General features: G+C 72.6%; 15 protein-coding genes and 1 pseudogene. 13 read left to right on the forward strand and 3 right to left on the reverse strand.

Translation table 11 applies throughout. The annotated features are described in order from the left end of the window. Window positions 1–30: 30 nt before the first annotated feature. From KCH48_RS17530 to KCH48_RS17545, 4 genes are read left to right on the forward strand one after another with little or no spacing between them, the layout of a single operon-like run. Entirely contained in the window at window positions 31–564 is a 534-nt protein-coding gene (locus tag KCH48_RS17530; RefSeq protein WP_210575158.1) for a GNAT family N-acetyltransferase, read from the forward strand. Further along, window positions 561–2,051, forward strand: a complete 1,491-nt coding sequence (locus KCH48_RS17535) for an ABC transporter substrate-binding protein (protein WP_210575159.1) — start codon at window positions 561–563, stop codon at window positions 2,049–2,051. The genes KCH48_RS17530 and KCH48_RS17535 overlap by 4 nt, the downstream gene beginning before the upstream one ends. Window positions 2,052–2,054: 3 nt before the next feature. Next, the gene (locus KCH48_RS17540) at window positions 2,055–3,821 is read left to right on the forward strand and encodes an ABC transporter permease subunit (protein WP_210575160.1); all 1,767 of its coding nucleotides are present in this window, start codon (window positions 2,055–2,057) and stop codon (window positions 3,819–3,821) included. Beyond that, the gene (locus KCH48_RS17545) at window positions 3,818–5,044 is read left to right on the forward strand and encodes an MFS transporter (RefSeq protein WP_246885457.1); all 1,227 of its coding nucleotides are present in this window, start codon (window positions 3,818–3,820) and stop codon (window positions 5,042–5,044) included. The genes KCH48_RS17540 and KCH48_RS17545 overlap by 4 nt, the downstream gene beginning before the upstream one ends. Window positions 5,045–5,138: 94 nt before the next feature. Here the strand turns inward: KCH48_RS17545 and KCH48_RS17550 are convergent, their stop codons facing one another. Further along, a complete protein-coding gene (locus KCH48_RS17550; RefSeq protein WP_210575161.1) occupies window positions 5,139–5,915 on the reverse strand; it encodes a CDP-alcohol phosphatidyltransferase family protein in 777 nt (258 codons plus the stop codon). Window positions 5,916–6,023: 108 nt separating this feature from the next. On the opposite strand from KCH48_RS17550, the gene KCH48_RS17555 reads away from it, so the two are divergent. The 5 genes and pseudogenes from KCH48_RS17555 to KCH48_RS42275 all read left to right on the forward strand — a co-directional run. After that, window positions 6,024–7,007 (forward strand): zinc-binding alcohol dehydrogenase, encoded by a 984-nt coding sequence (locus KCH48_RS17555; protein ID WP_210575165.1) that lies wholly within the window; start codon window positions 6,024–6,026, stop codon window positions 7,005–7,007. A gap of 151 nt (window positions 7,008–7,158) precedes the next feature. Continuing rightward, entirely contained in the window at window positions 7,159–7,557 is a 399-nt protein-coding gene (locus KCH48_RS17560) for a 6-carboxytetrahydropterin synthase (protein WP_210575166.1), read from the forward strand. 11 nt (window positions 7,558–7,568) lie between these two features. After that, entirely contained in the window at window positions 7,569–8,759 is a 1,191-nt protein-coding gene (locus KCH48_RS17565; RefSeq protein ID WP_210575500.1) for a glycosyltransferase family 4 protein, read from the forward strand. A gap of 260 nt (window positions 8,760–9,019) precedes the next feature. Beyond that, the gene (locus KCH48_RS17570) at window positions 9,020–9,979 is read left to right on the forward strand and encodes a class I SAM-dependent methyltransferase (protein WP_210575502.1); all 960 of its coding nucleotides are present in this window, start codon (window positions 9,020–9,022) and stop codon (window positions 9,977–9,979) included. Window positions 9,980–10,599: 620 nt separating this feature from the next. After that, window positions 10,600–11,337: pseudogene (locus KCH48_RS42275) on the forward strand (YbhN family protein); the annotation flags it as partial. A gap of 92 nt (window positions 11,338–11,429) precedes the next feature. Here KCH48_RS42275 and KCH48_RS17575 read toward each other — a convergent pair. After that, window positions 11,430–12,191 carry a creatininase family protein gene (locus KCH48_RS17575; RefSeq protein WP_210575167.1) on the reverse strand — a complete coding sequence of 254 codons (762 nt, stop codon included), beginning with the start codon at window positions 12,189–12,191 and terminating at the stop codon, window positions 11,430–11,432. A gap of 38 nt (window positions 12,192–12,229) precedes the next feature. Here KCH48_RS17575 and ribA point away from each other — a divergent pair, with 38 nt between their 5' ends. From ribA to KCH48_RS17595, 4 genes are all read left to right on the forward strand, one after another. Then, window positions 12,230–12,889 carry a GTP cyclohydrolase II gene (gene ribA / locus KCH48_RS17580; RefSeq protein WP_210575168.1) on the forward strand — a complete coding sequence of 220 codons (660 nt, stop codon included), beginning with the start codon at window positions 12,230–12,232 and terminating at the stop codon, window positions 12,887–12,889. Between the two features lie 166 nt (window positions 12,890–13,055). Beyond that, window positions 13,056–14,201, forward strand: coding sequence for an FAD-binding oxidoreductase (locus KCH48_RS17585; RefSeq protein WP_210575169.1), 1,146 nt, complete (start codon window positions 13,056–13,058; stop codon window positions 14,199–14,201). After that, window positions 14,198–15,253 carry a saccharopine dehydrogenase gene (locus tag KCH48_RS17590; RefSeq protein WP_210575170.1) on the forward strand — a complete coding sequence of 352 codons (1,056 nt, stop codon included), beginning with the start codon at window positions 14,198–14,200 and terminating at the stop codon, window positions 15,251–15,253. Before KCH48_RS17585 ends, KCH48_RS17590 begins: the two co-directional genes overlap by 4 nt. Continuing rightward, window positions 15,246–16,376 (forward strand): saccharopine dehydrogenase family protein, encoded by a 1,131-nt coding sequence (locus tag KCH48_RS17595; protein WP_210575172.1) that lies wholly within the window; start codon window positions 15,246–15,248, stop codon window positions 16,374–16,376. The genes KCH48_RS17590 and KCH48_RS17595 overlap by 8 nt, the downstream gene beginning before the upstream one ends. A gap of 28 nt (window positions 16,377–16,404) precedes the next feature. On the opposite strand, the gene KCH48_RS17600 is transcribed toward KCH48_RS17595, so the two are convergent. Continuing rightward, a complete protein-coding gene (locus tag KCH48_RS17600; protein WP_210575174.1) occupies window positions 16,405–17,631 on the reverse strand; it encodes a serine hydrolase in 1,227 nt (408 codons plus the stop codon). Between the last annotated feature and the right edge of the window lie 63 nt (window positions 17,632–17,694).

Consider the following 17,694-nt stretch of genomic DNA (forward strand, 5'->3'; position numbering starts at 1 on the left):
CCACGCGCGCTTAATGCATATGATGTGCAAGTGCGCGACTACAGCATCAGGGCGGCAGGCCCCGACGACCTGGACGGTGCGCGAGCCGTGATGCTCGACACCGTGTACCGAGACTTCGGTAGCGGATACGTGCCCCGCTGGCACGCCGACATCATCGACCTGGCCGGCGCCTATCTGGCCCCGGCCCGCCACACCCTGCTCGTGGCGGTCGACGACGAGGGTGAGGTCGTCGCCACGGCCGCGCTCGACGCACGGGGCCCGGCCCACCCGCCGAATCCGCGGCATGTCGCCGAGCGCTTTCCGTCCGGTGAGACGGCGCAGGCCCGTCGGGTGTACGTCCGCCCCGAGCACCGAAGGCGCGGGCTCGCCCGGCGGCTCGTCGGCGCGTTGACGGCGTTCGCGGTGGCGGACGGCGGATACCGGGCCGTCTATCTGCACACGGATCCCGCGGTGCCGGGCGCGGAGGGCTTCTGGCGGTCGCTGGGGAAGATCGTGCACGACGAGCGCGAGGACGCCGGCGGCGGTCAGGGCATCGTGCACTTCGAGATACCGATGGGGCGGTGACCCGCGTGCGCCGTGTCCTCGCCGCCCTGCTGCTCGTCCCGGTCCTCACCGGCTGTTTCGCCTCCAACGGCGACTCCGCGGACGACGACGCGAACTCCGGCTCCCGGCTCCGGGCCGCCCTCGCCTTCCCGCCCGCGGAGAACCTCTCGCCGCACGGTGGCGACGCCACGATCCTCAGCCGGCTCGGCGTCACCGAGAGCCTGACCGCCCTGGACGCCAACGGCTCCGCGGCCCCCGCGCTCGCCGCGTCCTGGAAGCAGGAGAACGACCGCACCTGGCTGTTCACCCTGCGCGAGGCCACCTTCCAGGACGGCACCGACGTCACCCCGTCCACCGTCGCCGAATCCCTCACCCACGCCACCCAGACCAAGCCCGAACCCGCCGCCCTCTCCGGCGTCACGCTCACCGCGAAGGCCGAGGGCAGCACCGGCGTCCGCATCACCACCGAAGACCCCGACCCCGTCCTTCCGCTGCGTCTGTCCAGCCCCAGCCTCGCCGTGCTCTCCCCGAAGGCGTACGACGGCAAGGACCGCGTCGACCCGGTGGGCACCGCCACCGGACCCTTCGAGCTCACCAAGGTGACCGGCAGCACCGCCGCCACCCTCGACCGGTTCGACGACTACTGGGGCGGCCGCGCCCAGGCCTCCGGCGTCGACGTGAAGTTCATCGCCGACGGCACCGCCCGCACCAGCGCCCTGCGCACCGGCGAGGCCGACCTCGCCGAGGCGCTTCCGGTCGCCCAGGCGGCGACCCTCGACGAGGACACCCGCAAGGCCACGGCGACGACTCGCACCACCAGCCTGCAGCTCAACACCGCGTCCGGCCCCTTCAAGGATCCGAAGCTGCGTGCCACCGCCCGCGCGGCCCTCGACACCTCCGCGCTCGCCGACGGCGTCTACGAGGGATACGCCGACGCCGGCGCCGGCATCTACGGACCCGCCGTGACCTGGGCCGAGGGCAAGCGGACCCAGCCGGTCGGGCGCGCGAAGGCCGCGGCACCGGACGGAGCGAAGGTCACCATCGCCACGTACGACAACCGGCCCGAACTCCCGGAAGTCGCCCAGGTGGTGAAGCAGCAGTTGGAGAAGGCCGGGTTCACAGTCGAGCTGGAGGTGCGCGAGTACTCGCGACTGGAGAGCGACGCGCTGGACGGGACGTTCGACGCCGTCGTGCTCGCCCGCAACACGCTCGTCGACACCGGCGACCCCGTGGCCGTACTCGCGAGCGACTACACCTGCGACGGCGGCTACAACATGGCCCAGCTGTGCGACAAGCGCGTCGACGCGGCGGTGGCGAAGGCCGAGCGCACTGCCGACACCGACGAGCGGCAGGACGCGGCGATGGCGGCCGAGGCGGCGATCCTCGGCACCGACGCCGTCGTTCCGCTGGTCCACCAGCAGATCATCACCGGCGTGGGCTCCTCGGTCAGCGGGGCGCTCCTCGACCCGTACGAGCGCACCCTCGTCGGCACCGGCACCCGGCGCTGACGGATGCGGCAGCACGCGGCCACGCTCCTGTGGCGGGCCGGACTCGCCCTCGCCCTGGTGTGCGTGATCGGTCTGCTGCCGTGGCTGGCGCGGACCGACCCGGCGCTCACCGTGCTCAAGGCCCGGTCAGCCGACCGTGACCCCACGCCCGAGGTGCTGGCGGACATCCGCGACCGACTCGGCCTGGACGCGGGCCCCTTGCATCTGCTCGGCCAGTGGCTGGGCGGGCTGTGGCGCGGGGACGCGGGGCGGTCGTGGCTGTCGGGCAACGAGGTCATGCCCGATGTGCTGCAGGCGCTGGGCGTGTCCCTGCTGCTGATGGCGGTGTCGCTCGCCGTCGCCGTCCTCACCGCCGGGATCATCTGCGCCCGCACCCTGCGACGCGGCCGGCGTCGGCGGCGCACGGGTGGCAGCGGCTCCGCCGTCCTCGCCGCGCTGCCCGAGTTCCTCATCGCGTCCGTGCTCGCGACGGTCGTCGGAGTCCAGCTGGGCTGGCTGCCCGCACTCGGCTGGTACGGCCCCCAGAACACGGTGCTGCCCGCGCTCGCCCTCGGTCTGCCCGCCGGGGCCGTGCTCGGGCGGCTCCTCGACGACCTGCTGCCCGGCGCGTTCGCCGAGCCCTGGGCGCAGGCCGCCGACGCCCGCGGGATACCCCAGGGGCGGATCGCCCGGCACGCGCTGCGCCGCTGTCTGCCCGGACTGCTGCCGAACACCGGCCTGTTCGTCGTCGGCCTGACCGGCGGCTCCGTCGCCGTAGAGCAGATCTTCGACATCCCCGGCCTCGGCCGCACCACCCTCCAGGCCGCCCTCGCCCAGGACCTCCCCGTCCTCCAGGCCGGCACGCTCGCCCTCGTCCTGCTCGCCGCCGTGGCCGCGGGCGCCGCGAGCCTCCTCACCCGCCGACTGACCGGCCCCGCCCTGCGCGACAGCGCCCTGACCTCCCTGCACCGACCGGCCCCGCCGACCCGCGCCATCCTTCCCCTCGTCTACGGCGGCCTGCTCCTCGGCGTCGTGGCGCTCGGCCTGCCCCGCGACCCGCTCGCCCTCGACACCGGGCAACGCCTCCAACCACCGTCCCCGGCCCACCCGTTCGGCACCGACGCGCTCGGCCGGGACGTACTCGCCCGCGTCGGCCACGGCGCCCTCGACACCCTGCTGCTCGCCCTCGCGATCGGCGCCGTCGCGCTGCTGACCGGCGTACTCCTCGGACTGGTGCCCCGGATGTCCGGGCCGCTCGTCGACACCGTCAACGCCGTGCCGCCGGTCCTCCTCGCGCTCCTCGTCACCGCCGTCGCGGGCAGCGGCACGCTCACGCCCGCGCTCGCCGTGAGCGCCGTCGCCTGGGCGCCGCTGGCCGCCCACACCTCCGCGCTGCTGCGGCAGGAACGCGCCGCCCTCCACATCACCGCCACCCGTGCCCTCGGCGCCGACCGCTGGTATGTGCTCCGCCGCGACCTGCTCCCCGCCGTCCTCCCACCCGTCACCCGGCACGCCCTGCTGCGCCTGCCCGGCACCGCCCTGGCCCTCGCCTCGCTCGCCTTCCTCGGCCTCGGCGCCCAGCCGCCGTCCCCGGAGTGGGGCCTGCTGCTCGCCGAGAACCAGCCCTACGCCGAACGCGCCTCCTGGGCGGTCCTCGCCCCCGCCGCCGTACTCGCCCTGCTCGGGGCACTCGCGGTGACCGCGGCCCGTATCAAGGTGATCCAACAGCCTGTGATCCAACAGTCTTTGAAACAAAGGGAGTTGGCTGCTTCCGGAACGGAAACCCCATGACCACCCGGACGATGACCACGCGGACGCTCGCGCCACGCACCCGCCTGTCTCCGCTGCTGCGGCTGCTGATCCTCACCCAACTCGCCTTCAACATCGGCTTCTACGCCGTCCTGCCCTTCCTCGCCGAGCACCTGGGGCAGGCGATCGGCCTGGCGGGCTGGCTGGTCGGGTTCGTCCTGGGCCTGCGGACCTTCAGCCAGCAGGGGCTGTTCGTGGTGGGCGGGGCGCTGGCCGACCGGTACGGCATCCGGCCCGTCGTGCTGGCGGGATGCGTGCTGCGGATCGCCGGGTTCGTGTGGCTCGGGTACGCGCGGGAGACCTGGTCGGTCATCGGCGCCGTGCTGCTCATCGGGTTCGCCGCCGCGCTGTTCTCGCCGGCCGTGGAGTCCGAGGTCGCGCGGCAGGCGGTGGTGTGGGAGGAGTCGGGTGGCGGCTCGCGCACGCGCGTGCTGGCGCTGTTCACCGTGGCCGGGCAGGCGGGCGCGTTCGTGGGGCCGTTGCTGGGCGGGCTGCTGCTGGGGGTGGACTTCCGTACGGTCTGTCTGGCCGGAGCGGGAATCTTCGTGCTCGTCCTCACCGGGCATGCGTGGCTGCTGCCGCAGCACATCCCGGGGCGGACCCGCGTCGAGTTCCGGGGCGGTATGAAGCTGCTGGTGCGCAACCGCCGCTTCCTCGCGCTGTGCTGCGGATACGGCGCCTATCTGCTCGCCTACAACCAGCTCTATCTGGCCCTGCCCGCGGAGGTGGAGCGCGCGGCCGGTTCGCAGGCGCCGCTGGCCTGGCTGTTCGCGCTGTCGTCGCTGCTGGTGGTGACGGCCCAGCTGCCGGTCACCCGCTGGGTGGGGGAGCGGCTGGAGATGCGCCGGTCGATGGTGGCCGGACTGCTGCTGATCGCCGCCGGGTTCGCGGTCGTGGCCGCCGCCCGGCCCGCCGGCTGGACCGGCATCACGGGACTGCTGCCCGCCGCGGGCTTCGTGGTGCTCCTCACCCTCGGCCAGATGCTCGTCGCGCCCGTCGCCCGAGCCTGGGTCCCCGACCTGGCGGAGGACGGGCGGCTCGGCCTCTACACCGGCGCCCTGTCATCGGTGTCCGGCCTGATCGTCCTGGCCGGCAGCTCAGCCACCGGCTCCCTGCTGGACACCGGCCTGCACCCGGCTGTGCCCTGGCTGGTACTGGCCGCCGTACCGCTCGCGGCGGTCGGGTTGCTGCCGCGTCGGGGGTGATTGGTCGGCGGGTTGTATCCGGCTGTGCTCTGGTTGGTGCTGGCGGTCGTGCTGGTCGCGGCGGTCGGACTGCTGCCGCGTCGCGGGTGAGCGGTCAGCGGGCTGCGAGCTCGGGTTCCCGGACCTCCGCGGTGGCCTCCTGGCGCGGTGTCTTCTCGATCCGCGCCGTCCGGCACAGCCACAGCACATCGCGCCCGAACGACCACACCAGCAGCCCCAGCGCCAGCGCGACGATGCCGAACGTCGCCGGGTACGGCAGCAGCTTCGAGGCGCCGGCCAGCAGGAACACGCCCTGGAGCGCGGCCACCGTCTTGCGGGCCGTGCTCGGCGGGAGCGGGGCGTTGAGCCACGGCCAGACGCGGGCCGCGGCGACGAAGGCGTACCGCATGGCGCCGATCAGCAGCACCCACGGGCCCAGGAACATGGACACGTACACGCTGAGCACCAGGATCAGAAACGCGTCGACCTCCATGTCGAAGCGGGCGCCGAGCGCCGTCGAGGTGCCGGTGCGGCGGGCGACCTTGCCGTCGACTCCGTCGAGGATCAGGGCCACCGCGGTGAGTCCGACGAGGAGCGTGATGGGCGGCGGGCTCTGGAAGGAGTCCGCGACCAGGGCCGTGACACCGCCGACGAGGATGGAGCGGCCGAGGGTGACCCGGTTGGCGGGACCGAAGGACTGCAACCGGGACCGGTGCAGGGCCCGGGAGAGCACGGCCCAGGTGGCGATGGCGAAGGCGAGTCCGGTCAGCCAGCCCGCGGGCCCCATCCCGATCGCCGTGCCGAGCAGGGTCAGCACAAGGATCTGCACACCCGCTCCCAGAGCGGTCTCCTGCTGGACGAGCCTCGCGTCGTAAGTGTGGTTCAGGGCCACCGAACATCCTCCGGCCGTGTGACAGAGTCGATCATCGCCGCTACGTTGTGCGCGGCCTGTGCACCTCTCCGTACGTGAACAGCTTCCCGATCGTTCAGGAGGATTCCGATGAACCGCACCGCACGCGCGTTCTGGCTCAACTCGCCTGGGCTCGGTGAGATACGCGAGGTGGACCTGCCGGAATGCGGCGCGGACGAAGTACTGGTACGCACGCTCTTCTCCGGCGTGAGCCGTGGCACGGAGACACTCGTGTTCCGCGGCGGCGTGCCCGAAAGCCAGTACGCGGCGATGCGAGCACCGTTCCAGGAGGGCGAGTTCCCCGGCCCGGTGAAGTACGGCTACCTCAACGTCGGCGTAGTGGAGGAGGGGCCGACGGCACTGGTCGGTCGTACGGTCTTCTGCCTCTACCCGCATCAGACGCGGTACGTCGTCCCGGCCGCCGCCGTCACCGTGGTGCCGGAGTCGTTGCCCGCCTCGCACGCGGTGCTCGCCGGCACGGTGGAGACCGCCGTGAACGCGCTCTGGGACGCGGCGCCCCTGGTCGGCGACCGGATCGCCGTGGTCGGCGGCGGCATGGTCGGCTGCTCGGTGGCCGCGCTGCTGGCGCGCTTCCCCGGCGTACGCGTCCAACTGGTCGACGCCGACCCGGCGCGGGCCAAGGTGGCAGAGGCACTCGGCGTCGGCTTCGCCGCCCCCGCGGACGCCCTCGGCGACTGCGACCTGGTCGTCCACGCCAGCGCCACGGAACAGGGCCTCACCCGCTCCCTGGAACTCCTCACCGACGAGGGCACGGTCCTCGAACTGAGCTGGTACGGGGACCGGCAGGTCAGCCTCCCGCTCGGCGAGGCCTTCCACTCCCGGCGCCTGGTCATCCGCAGCAGCCAGGTAGGCACCGTCTCCCCGGCCCGCCGCTCCAGCCGCACCTACGCCGACCGGCTCGCCCTCGCCCTGGACCTGCTCGCCGACCCGGCGCTCGACGCCCTCGTCACCGGGGAGAGCGCTTTCGAGGAACTCCCGGACGTGCTGCCACGGCTGGCCTCGGGCGAGATCCCGGCCCTGTGCCACCGGGTCCGATACGGCGACCCGACCTGACGAATCGTTCAATGCGGGACGGCAAGCGCGCCTGACCTCCCAAAAAGGGGAACAGGTTCGCTGAACAAGGCATGGCAGACAGCCGTACTACACGACATCCCCGGCGGCGATCGGCCGGGGACCAGACGCGCCGCACCTGGAGGGTCGTCCGTTGTTCAGCATCACCGTCCGCGATCACATCATGATCGCCCACAGCTTTCGCGGCGAGGTCTTCGGACCCGCGCAGCGCCTGCACGGAGCGACGTTCCTCGTGGACGCCACCTTCCGGCGCGAGCAGCTGGACGACGACAACATCGTCGTCGACATCGGACTGGCGACCCAGGAGCTCGGTGCCGTAGTCAGCGAGCTGAACTACCGGAACCTCGACAACGAGCCGGACTTCGCGGGGGTCAACACCTCCACGGAGTTCCTGGCCAAGGTCATCGCCGACCGGCTCGCCGAGCGCATCGAGAAGGGCGCGCTCGGCGAGGGCGCCCGGGGTCTCGCGGGCCTCACCGTCACGCTGCACGAGTCGCATGTCGCCTGGGCGAGTTACGAGCGTGCCCTGTGACCGACACGACCATGGAGTCCTCGACCGACAGGGCTCTGGAGCCCCGGCGGCTCGAATACGTTCCCGTACAGCACTCCGCCCTGAAGAACGCCGAGATCATCCCCATGTCCCTGCGTTCCGTGCACTTCTTCATGCCCGGCGGCGTCGACGACCCGGCCCAGCCGAGCGGCGGCAACGCCTATGACCGGCGACTGTGTCTGGACCTGCCGGGCTTCGGCTGGCAGGTCGAGAAGCACACCGTGGACGGCAGCTGGCCCCGGCCGGGGGTGGCGGCGCGCGAGGAACTCGCCCGCACGCTGCGGCAGTTGCCCGACGGCACGGTCGTCCTCCTGGACGGTCTGGTCGCCTGCGGCGTCCCCGAGATCATCCTCCCGGAGGCCGAACGCCTGAGCCTCGCCGTCCTCGTCCACCTGCCGCTCGGCGACGAGCGGGGTCTGACGCCCGACGTGGCCGCGGAGCTGGACGCCAGGGAACGGACTGTGCTGCGGGCCGTTCCGGCCGTGATCGCCACGTCCGACTGGGCGGTCCGCCGCCTCGTCTCCCACCACGGGCTCGCCCCCGAGCGGGTCCATGTCGCTGCCCCCGGCGCCGACATCGCCCCCCTCGCCTCCGGCACGGACGGCGTCTCCCGGCTGCTGTGCGTCGCCGCGGTGACACCGCGCAAGGGGCAGCACCGGCTGGTGGAGGCGCTGGCCGCGGTGGCCGACCTGCCGTGGAGCTGCGTCTGCGTGGGCGGGCTCAGCCACGACCCGGAGTATGTGGCCGGACTGCGGTCGCTCATCGCCCGGTACGGCCTGGAGGACCGGCTCGTGCTGGCGGGACCGCAGGCCGGCGCCGAACTCGACGCGAGCTATGCCTCCGCCGACCTGATGGTCCTCACCTCCTACGCCGAGACCTACGGCATGGCGGTGACGGAGGCGCTGGCGCGCGGCATCCCGGTGCTGGCGACGGACGTCGGCGGCCTGCCGGAGGCCGTCGGCCGCGCCCCCGACGGCGGCGTGCCCGGCATCCTCGTCCCACCGGAGGACCCTCAGGCTCTCGCCGCCGAACTGCGCGGCTGGTTCGGCGAGGCCGATGTACGACGCCGCCTCAAGGCGGCCGCCCGAGGGCGACGCGCCGCCCTCGACGGCTGGGCCACCACGGCCCGCAGCCTGGCCGCGGTACTGGGCCGACTGCCGAACGAACCCAGGAGGGCGGCATGAGGAAGACAGCGACGACCCAGCGCGGCGGAGGCATTCCGGCCCAGCCGGGCCCGCGGGATGCCTCGGCCACGGCGGAACCCGGGGTGAGGCACATGGCACGATCGGCGGAGTCCGGGGCGAGGCAGGGTGGCCACGCGGCGGATGCGGGGGCGGCCGCGGCGAGGCAGGGCGCTCCTTCGATGGAGGCCGGGGCGAGCAGTGCCGTCCGGGCCGCGGAACCGGCGTCGGCGGCTGCTGTCGGCCAGGCGCCGGAGCAGGTGATGCCCGGCTCCGGTCCCGCATCCACCGACCAGGTGATCCCCGGAGCCGGTCCTGCCGCCGGTGTGGCCTCCCGGCCCGGCGAGCGGCCCACCGTGCGGTTGCGGGAGGACGCGCCTGAGGAGCCGGAGTCGCCGCGGTACGCGCCCGAGTGGCTTCAGCTGCGGGAAGGGGCGGACGCGCTGGCGCGGGCGGGGGAGTTGCTCGATCCGCTGCGGATCCGGCTGGCGAATCTGCCGGGGCGGGCCGGCGGGCTGGTCGTGCACGACCTGGGCTGCGGCACCGGCTCGATGGGGCGCTGGCTGGCCCCCCGGCTGGACGGCCCCCAGCACTGGATCCTGCACGACCGCGACCCCTACCTCCTGCACTTCGCCGCCGTGGGCTCCCCGCGCTCCGCCGCCGACGGCAGCCGCGTCACCGTCGAGTCGCGCCGCGGCGACGTCGCCCGGCTCACCCCGGACGCCCTGGCCGGTGCCTCACTGGTCACCGCGTCCGCACTTCTCGACGTCCTCACCCGCGAGGAGATCGACACCCTCGCCGCCGCCTGCACCGGCGCGGGCTGCCCGGCCCTGCTCACGCTCTCCGTCGCCGGACGCGTCGAACTGACGCCGTCCCACCCGCTGGACACGGAGATCGCGGAGGCGTTCAACGCCCACCAGCGACGTGCCGGTCTGCTCGGCCCGGACGCGGTCACCGCCGCCTGCGAGGCGTTCTCCGAACGCGGCGCGACGGTCCATCTGCACCCCAGCCCCTGGCGCCTCGGCCCCGACGAGGCCGACCTCACCGCCCAGTGGCTGCGCGGCTGGGTCGGCGCGGCGGTCGAGGAACGCCCCGAACTGCGGGAACGCGCCGACGCGTACCTGGGTGACCGCCTGGAGGCCTGCGCCGCGGGCGAGTTGAACGTGATCGTCCACCACACCGACCTGCTGGCGCTGTCGCGTCCGATGGGCGGCTCGGCATGAGCGCACAGACGGCGACCGCCGAGGTGGCGGTGCGGGTGGTCAGGGTCCGCGCGGCAGCGGGGGTCCGCGCGGTGGTACGCGTCGGCACGGGCCGTCGCGTCACCCCGCGAGCCGCCGCGAGGCAGGCCGCCGAGACCCGCGCGAAGACACACAAGGCACACGCCCCTCACCGGCCCACCGACCGAGACTCCGGCACTGCTTCGACGGCGGTCGCGGGCGGACACCGGGCTCCCGCCGACGGGTCGCCCGCGACGGAACCGACTCCATCCGCCGACGTCCGCTCCGCGACGGAGTCCGCCTCGGTCGCCGGCGCGTGCCGGACGGCTGTGGAGGTGTCGCCTGCGGCGGATGGCGCTCCGGTCGCCGAGCCTCACCTCGCCACGGAGTCCGCCTCGGTCGCCGGCGCGTGCCGGACGGCTGTCGAGGTATCGCCCACGACGGACCCCGCTCCCGTCGACGAATCGCACCCCGCCACCGAGCCCACCCCCGCCGGTGACGCTCGCCCGGCGGTCGCCGACGAGCCGTCCGCCGCCACCCCCCGCCCCACCTTCCTGCGCCGCGTCCGTCCGCACCTCGGGACCATCGCCGGTGTTGCCATCCTTGGCGTGCTGCTCTGGCGTATGGGCACTGGCGTCTTTCTGGACGGGCTGCGGCGGATCGACGTGGTGACGTTGGTTGTGGCTGTCGGGATCGGCGTCGTCACCACCGTGTTCAGCGCGTGGCGGTGGGCGCTGGTGGCGCGGGGGCTGCGGATTCGGTTGCCGTTCGGGCCGGCCGTGGCGGACTACTACCGGGCGCTGTTCCTGAACGCGGCCCTGCCGGGCGGCGTGCTCGGGGATGTGCACCGGGCGGTGCGGCACGGGAAGAGCGAGGGCGACCTCGGCCGCGGGGTACGGGCCGTCGTACTCGAACGGGCCGCCGGACAGGCCGTGTTGGTCCTCGTCGGTGCCGCGGTGCTGTTGACCATGCCGTCGCCGGTGCTGGCCGAGGCCCGGCAGTTCGCGCCGCTGCTTCTGTTCGCGGCGCTGGGCGCGAGCGCGGTCGTCCTGGCGTTGCGGATGAACCGCACGCCCTCCCGCCGCGGGCGTGCCCTGCGTTCGACGCTCGGCGAGGCACGCCGGGGTCTGCTGTCCCGCCGTAACTGGCCCGGCATCGTCGTGTCGTCCGTCGTCGTGCTGGCGGGCCACATCGCGATGTTCGTGCTCGCCGCCCGTGTCGCTGGCTCCGGCGCCTCCGCCGTCGTACTGCTGCCGATCGCGGTGCTCGCCCTGCTCGCCATGGGCCTGCCGCTGAACGTCGGCGGCTGGGGACCCCGGGAGGGCGTCACCGCCTGGGCGTTCGGCGCCGCCGGACTCGGCGCGAGCAGCGGACTGGCCGTCGCCGTCGTGTACGGCGTGCTCAGCTTCGCGGCCAGCCTGCCCGGCGTCCTCGTCCTGGTCGCCCGCCGGCGCTACCCCCGTACGTCACCCGTGAACAACGACAACCACGCGCCGAAGGAATCCGCGAGGCTCTCAAGCAGCGCCTTCCCTTTTTCCGCCGAACCCAGCGAAGGACGTCCGATGACACCCGAATCGGTATAGGCGGACATTCCGCGGGTCAGCAGATGGCGCCGGTCGTCCGCGACGAAATCAGCGGTCTCATAACCGGACCTGACCAATTCGGGATGAGCGTGCAGAAGGATGGAGGTCTCAATTTCCCCCGCGTGCATGTCGGTGAGCAGCGAGGTCCGCACCCCCGCCCGCTCCCGCGCCGTCTCCCAGTCCTCCGCGGCCGGGAACAGCGCCATCGACTCTCCTTGCGCGGAGGATTCCTGAACGACGTTTCCCAGTACATAGTTTCCGCCGTGCCCGTTGACCAGAACCAGGGCGTCGACGCCCGAGCGGCGGAGCGAAGCCGCGATGTCCCGTACCACCGCATGAAGGGTGACGGAGGAGATGCTGACGGTCCCCGGCCAGGCCGCGTGCTCGTGCGAACAGGAGATCGTCACCGGAGGAAGGAGGTGCACCGGGTGCGCGGCGGCTATCTCCCGCGCGACGGCACAGGCGACGAGCGTGTCGGTGGCCAGTGGAAGGAAGGGCCCGTGCTGCTCGAAGCTTCCGACGGGAAGGACGGCGACCTGCCGTGAGACGCCTGCCCCCCGCGTGCGTACATCTTCCGTGGTGTCCGCCGGCAACAGCCCGTGTGCCGCCGAACGCGATCCCGAAACACTCATTTCCTCATGGCCCTTCGTCTCTGCTTAGGAACCAGATCATGACAGAAAACATTGGCGTACTCGGCACGAAGTCTCCACAGCGGACGGGAGTGGAGCGCGTCGTGAATGCGCCGCTGCCCACGGTGTATGGGGAATTCCGCGCGGTCGGCTATCTCGACCACGATCGCGGTGACGAGCAAGTGGCCCTGGTCCACGGTGACATCGGCACGGACGACGTCCTCACCCGGCTGCATTCCGAATGCCTGACCGGGGACGCCTTCGGCTCCCAGCACTGCGAGTGCGGTGATCAACTCGCCTCCGCACTGCGCGCCGTCGCCGCCGAAGGGCGCGGCGTCGTCGTCTATCTGCGCGGACACGAGGGCCGCGGCATAGGCCTGCTCGGCAAGCTGCGCGCGATGGCGCTGCAGGCGGAGGGCCTGGACACCGTCGAGGCGAACCTCGCGCTCGGCCTGCCGGTGGACGCCCGGGACTACGGCGTCGCCGCCCGGATCCTCGACGACCTCGGCGTGCGCTCCGTACGCCTGATGTCGAACAACCCGCGCAAGCGCGAGGCGTTGCTGGAGCACGGCATCAAAGTCGCCGAGCAGGTCCCGCTGCTCATCCCGCCGTGTGAGAGCAACATCACTTATCTGCGGACGAAGCGGGAGCGCCTCGACCATCACCTGCCTCATCTGGACGCCGTGGCGCACTGGTCCTGATTGCCGTGGCGCCGGTCCGGACAGGAAGAGGGAGTGACCGACGACGTCCTCTTCCTCTCCGGAGACCGGGCCTCTCTGGAGACCGGGCTTCTCCGGAGACCCGGCAGGGGGCTGCTCGGCGTCGCCGCGCCCGGGCCGTGATCCACGCCGCCAAGGAGGCACACACGTGAAGCTGCAGGCCCGGGTCGTCGTCATCGGCGGTGGAGTCATGGGTACGAGCATCGCCTACCACCTCGCCCGCGCCGGCGTACGGGACGTGGTCCTGGTCGAACGGGACGAACTCGGGGCCGGATCCACCTCCAAGGCGGCGGGCGGCGTCCGGGCACAGTTCTCCGACGAGCTCAACATCCAGCTCGGCGCCCGCAGCCTGGAGGCCTTCGGCCGCTTCCAGGAGGAGGTCGGCCCCGACATCGGACTGCACCGGGTCGGCTATCTGTTCCTGCTGTCGACGCCCGAGCAGGTCGCCGGTTTCGAGGCGGGCGTCCGGCTGCAGAACTCCCTCGGCGTGGCCAGCCGTATGATCACTCCCGCCGAGGCAGGCAGGCTCTCCCCGCTGATCAGCACCGACGGACTGCTGGCGGCCGCGTTCTCACCGGACGACGGCCACTGCACGCCGGAGTCCGTCGTCCACGGCTACGCGACCGCCGCCCGCGAGTACGGCGCCCGGATCCTGCGCCACACCGACGTCACCGGCATCGAACGGGACGGCGACACCATCACCGCCGTACGCACGACCCTGGGCAGCATCACCACCGACACCGTGATCTGCGCGGCCGGCGCCTGGTCGAAGGCCGTCGGCGCCATGGCCGGCGTGGAGCTGCCGGTCGAGCCGTTACGCCGCCAGATCGCCGTCACCGAGCCGGTCCAGGGACTTCCGCCCGACCTGCCCATGACCATCGACTTCGGCACCAGCCTCTACTTCCACACCGAGGGCCCCGGCCTCCTCCTCGGCATGTCCGACCCCGACGAGCGGCCCGGCTTCGCCACCGACCCCCACGACCGCTGGATCCCCCGCCTCGCCGAGGCCATGCGACGCCGCGCCCCGGCCCTCCTCGACCTGCGCCGCACCGGCGGCTGGGCGGGCCTGTACGAGAACACCCCCGACCACAACGCCCTGATCGGCGAGGCGACTTCACCCTCCCGCTTCCTCTACGCGACCGGCTTCTCCGGCCACGGCTTTCTGCAGGGACCCGCCGTCGGCGAGGTCCTCCGCGACCTGTACCTGGGCCGCGTACCCTTCGTGGACGTCAGCCCGCTCAGCGCCGGCCGGTTCGCGGCCGACGCCCCGCGTCCGGAGGCCAATCTCGTATGACCGAGCTCCACCTGTGGCTGCGCCACGAGGTCCGCTCCACCGAACGCCGCACCCCGATCGTGCCGTCCGACGCACGCCGGCTCATCGACAGCGGAGCGGTGCTGACCGTCGAGGAGTCACCGCAGCGGATCTTCCCGATCGAGGAGTACGAGGCCGTCGGCTGCCGGGTCGCGGCCCCGGGCTCGTGGGTGTCGGCGCCCGAGGACGCCGTCGTCCTCGGACTGAAGGAACTCCCGGACGGTCCGGGCACGTTGATCCACCGGCACATCTTCTTCGGGCACGCCTACAAGCGGCAGCCCGGCGCGGCGGAACTGCTGCGCCGGTTCGCCGCCGGGGGAGGCCAGCTCCTCGACCTCGAGTATCTGGTGGACGACGACGGCCGCCGCCTCGCCGCCTTCGGTTTCTGGGCGGGCTACCTGGGCGCGGCCCTGGCGGTGCTCCACCACCGGGGCAGCCTCCGGGCACCCCTGCGCCCCACGTCGAAGGAGGAGCTGGACGAGGCGCTTCAGGCACCCGGCGAGGCGTTCACCGCGCTGGTGATCGGCGCCCTCGGCCGCAGCGGGCGCGGCGCGCGCGTCGCCCTCCATGTCGCCGGGCTCGACCCGTCCGCCTGGGACCTCGCTGAGACCCGCGACCTGGACCGCCGGGCCCTCCTCGACCACGACGTGATGGTCAACGCGGTCCTCGCCACCACCCCCATCCCGCCCTTCCTCAGGGACGAGGACCTCGACGACCCCGCCCGCCGTCTGCGCACCCTCTGCGACGTCACCTGCGACGTCGGCTCGCCGCTGAACGTGCTGCCGGTCTACGACCGCGTCACCGACTGGACGGACCCGGTCCGCCGCCTGCACAAGGAACCCCCGCTGGACCTCATCGCCATCGACAACCTGCCGTCCCTGCTGCCGCGGGAGTCCAGCACCGACTTCTCGGCGTCCCTGGTGCTCCAGCTGCTGGAGTTCGAGACCGGCGGGCCGTGGGGGCGCTGTCTGGACCGGTTCCACCAGGCCTGCCGTGAACTCGGCATCGCGGAAGGGGAGTTGCGTGATGCGTGAGCGTGTTCCGGCGAGCGGTACCGTGCACTGGATCGGCGCCGGACTGTCCACGGGCAGCGGACTGGTGGCGCTGTGCGACACCGCCGAGCGGGTACGGCTGTGGCACCGCACCGAGAAGCGCGCCGCCGAGGCCCTCCACGAACGGGGCCTCACCGGTCGCGCCGAGCCTCGGACGTACACGCTGGAGTCGCTCACCGCCGAACTGGCGCCCGGCGACGTCGTCGTATCGATGCTGCCCGCGCCCGAGCACGCCGGGATCCTGGCCGCCTGCGTGCGGGGGAGAGCGCATTTCGCCTGCTCCAGCTATGTGTCTCAGGCGGTGCTCGAGCAGGTGCCCGCGGCGACGGAGGCCGGGCTCGTCGTGCTCACCGAGGCCGGTCTCGACCCCGGCATCGACCATCTCTTCGCGCACAGCCTCGTCGCCCGCGCCCGGGAGGCGATCGGCGACGACACGGCGGCCTCGTACCGCCTCACCTCGTACTGCGGCGGCGTCCCCGCGGTGCCGAACGACTTCAGGTACCGCTTCAGCTGGGCACCCGCGGGAGTTCTCAACGCCCTGCGCTCGCCCGCCCGTTACATCGAAGACGGCGCGGAGACCGTAGCCGACCGGCCCTGGGAGGCGACCCGGGAACATGTCGTGGACGGCGAGACCTTCGAGGTGTACCCCAACCGCGACAGCCTGCCCTTCGTGGAGCAGTACGGAGTGCCGCCCGCGTGGAAGGCGCGGACCTTCGTCCGCGGCACGCTGCGTCTGGAGGGCTGGCTGCGGGCGTGGGACGACGTGTTCGAGGAGCTGAAGGCGGGTGACGACGCCCGGATCGCGGCTCTGGCGCAGGAGTTGGCGGCCCGGTACCCGACCACGGAGGCCGACCGGGACCGGGTGGTGCTGGCGGTGTCGCTGGAGGTGAACCAGTGGTCGGGCCGCTACCTCCTGGACCTGACCGGTGACGCGGAGGAGAGCGCGATGGCCCGCTGTGTCTCCCGCACCCTCGCGCTCGGCGTCCGGCACATCCTGGACGGCTCGCTGCCGCCCGGCCTGAACCGCGCCGCCGAGACCGCGGCGCGCTCGCAGGAGTGGCTCACCGAACTCGCCCGGGAGGGCGTCGAGTTCACGCTGAGCTGATCAGTCTGAGCTGATCAGTCCGAGCTGACTAGTCCGTGACGGCCTCGTGCACGAGCCTCTTGAGGTCGGGGAACATCGTGTGCGAGGTCCGGGGCCGCACCTGGGTCATGAACTGCACGGTCAGATCGCGGCTCGGGTCGACCCAGAACGTGGTCGTCGCGACGCCGCTCCAGCCGTACGTGCCCAGCCCCGAGGGTGCCTGCGTCCGGGCCGGGTCGATCACCACGGAGACGTTGAAGCCGAAGCCGACGCCCTCGTTGCCGGGCTCCTTGTGCGGGGGAGCGCCGAAGGAGCGCAGGTCGGCGCCGCCGGGAAGGTGGTTGGAGGTCATCAGGTCCACGGTCTCCGGGGCGAGCAGACGGACCCCGTCGAGTTCGCCGCGGCGCCGCAGCAACTCCATGAAGCGATGCATGTCGTACGCGCCGGCCACCATGCCGCCGCTGCCGGACAGGAACCGGGGCCGGCCGTGCAGCGGCAGCCCGGGGATCGGCTCGATACCGCCGCCCTCGGTCTCCCCGTACAGCTCGGACAGCCTGCCCGCCTTCTCGGCGGGGACCTGGAACCCGGCATCCGGCATCCCGAGCGGGCCGAAGATCCGTTCCCGGTAGAACTCGTCGAGCGACTGCCCGGACACGACCTCGATGACCCGGCCCAGGACGTTCGACGCCACCGAGTAGTTCCACTGCGTGCCCGGCTCGAACTGGAGCGGCAGGCTCGCGTACACGTCGATCGTCTCGGCCAGGTTGGCACCGGGCGGCACCGACGACTCCAGGTTGGCCTCGCGGTAGAGGGCGTCGACGGGGTGGGAGTGGTAGAAGGCGAAGGTCAGGCCCGAGGTGTGGGTGAGCAGATGCCGGATCAGCACCGGCCCGGCGGGCTGACGGGTCTTGACGTCGGCCCCTGACCCACTGTCGTACACCTGGACGTCGGCGAAGACCGGCAGGTGCGCGGCGACCGGGTCGTCGAGCGACAGCTTGCCCTCCTCCATCAGCAGCAGTACGGCGACCGCGGTGACCGGCTTGGTCATGGAGTAGATCCGCCACAGCGTGTCCGCCTCGACGGGCAGCCCGGCCGCGATGTCGCGCCGGCCGTGCGTGGCCAGATGGGCGACGCGTCCGCCGCGCGTCACCGCGACGAGGAACCCGGGAAGCCGTCCCTCGTCGACGTAGTGGGCGAAGTTCTGGTCGAGGCGGTCCAGCGCCTTCGGGTCCAGTCCCACCTCGTCGGGTTCGACCTCTTGTCGCAGCAGTGCCATCGGTGTCCTCCGTCGCTTTCGTCGAGGTGCGGTCCGGCATACCCAGCCGCAACGCCCTCAGAC

This window comes from Streptomyces sp. GESEQ-4 (genome assembly GCF_017948455.1).
Taxonomy (GTDB): Bacteria; Actinomycetota; Actinomycetes; order Streptomycetales; family Streptomycetaceae; genus Streptomyces.

Bases quoted from the DNA above. Each gene is read 5' to 3' on its own strand.
- KCH48_RS17540 (WP_210575160.1), top strand. From the start codon at position 2,055: ATGCGGCAGCACGCGGCCACGCTCCTGTGGCGGGCCGGACTCGCCCTC.
- KCH48_RS17545 (WP_246885457.1), top strand. From the start codon at position 3,818: ATGACCACCCGGACGATGACCACGCGGACGCTCGCGCCACGCACCCGC.
- KCH48_RS17555 (WP_210575165.1), top strand. From the start codon at position 6,024: ATGAACCGCACCGCACGCGCGTTCTGGCTCAACTCGCCTGGGCTCGGT.
- KCH48_RS17565 (WP_210575500.1), top strand. From the start codon at position 7,569: ATGGAGTCCTCGACCGACAGGGCTCTGGAGCCCCGGCGGCTCGAATAC.
- KCH48_RS17570 (WP_210575502.1), top strand. From the start codon at position 9,020: ATGCCCGGCTCCGGTCCCGCATCCACCGACCAGGTGATCCCCGGAGCC.
- KCH48_RS17575 (WP_210575167.1), bottom strand. From the start codon at position 12,191: ATGAGTGTTTCGGGATCGCGTTCGGCGGCACACGGGCTGTTGCCGGCG.
- ribA (WP_210575168.1), top strand. From the start codon at position 12,230: ATGACAGAAAACATTGGCGTACTCGGCACGAAGTCTCCACAGCGGACG.
- KCH48_RS17590 (WP_210575170.1), top strand. From the start codon at position 14,198: ATGACCGAGCTCCACCTGTGGCTGCGCCACGAGGTCCGCTCCACCGAA.
- KCH48_RS17595 (WP_210575172.1), top strand. From the start codon at position 15,246: ATGCGTGAGCGTGTTCCGGCGAGCGGTACCGTGCACTGGATCGGCGCC.
- KCH48_RS17600 (WP_210575174.1), bottom strand. From the start codon at position 17,631: ATGGCACTGCTGCGACAAGAGGTCGAACCCGACGAGGTGGGACTGGAC.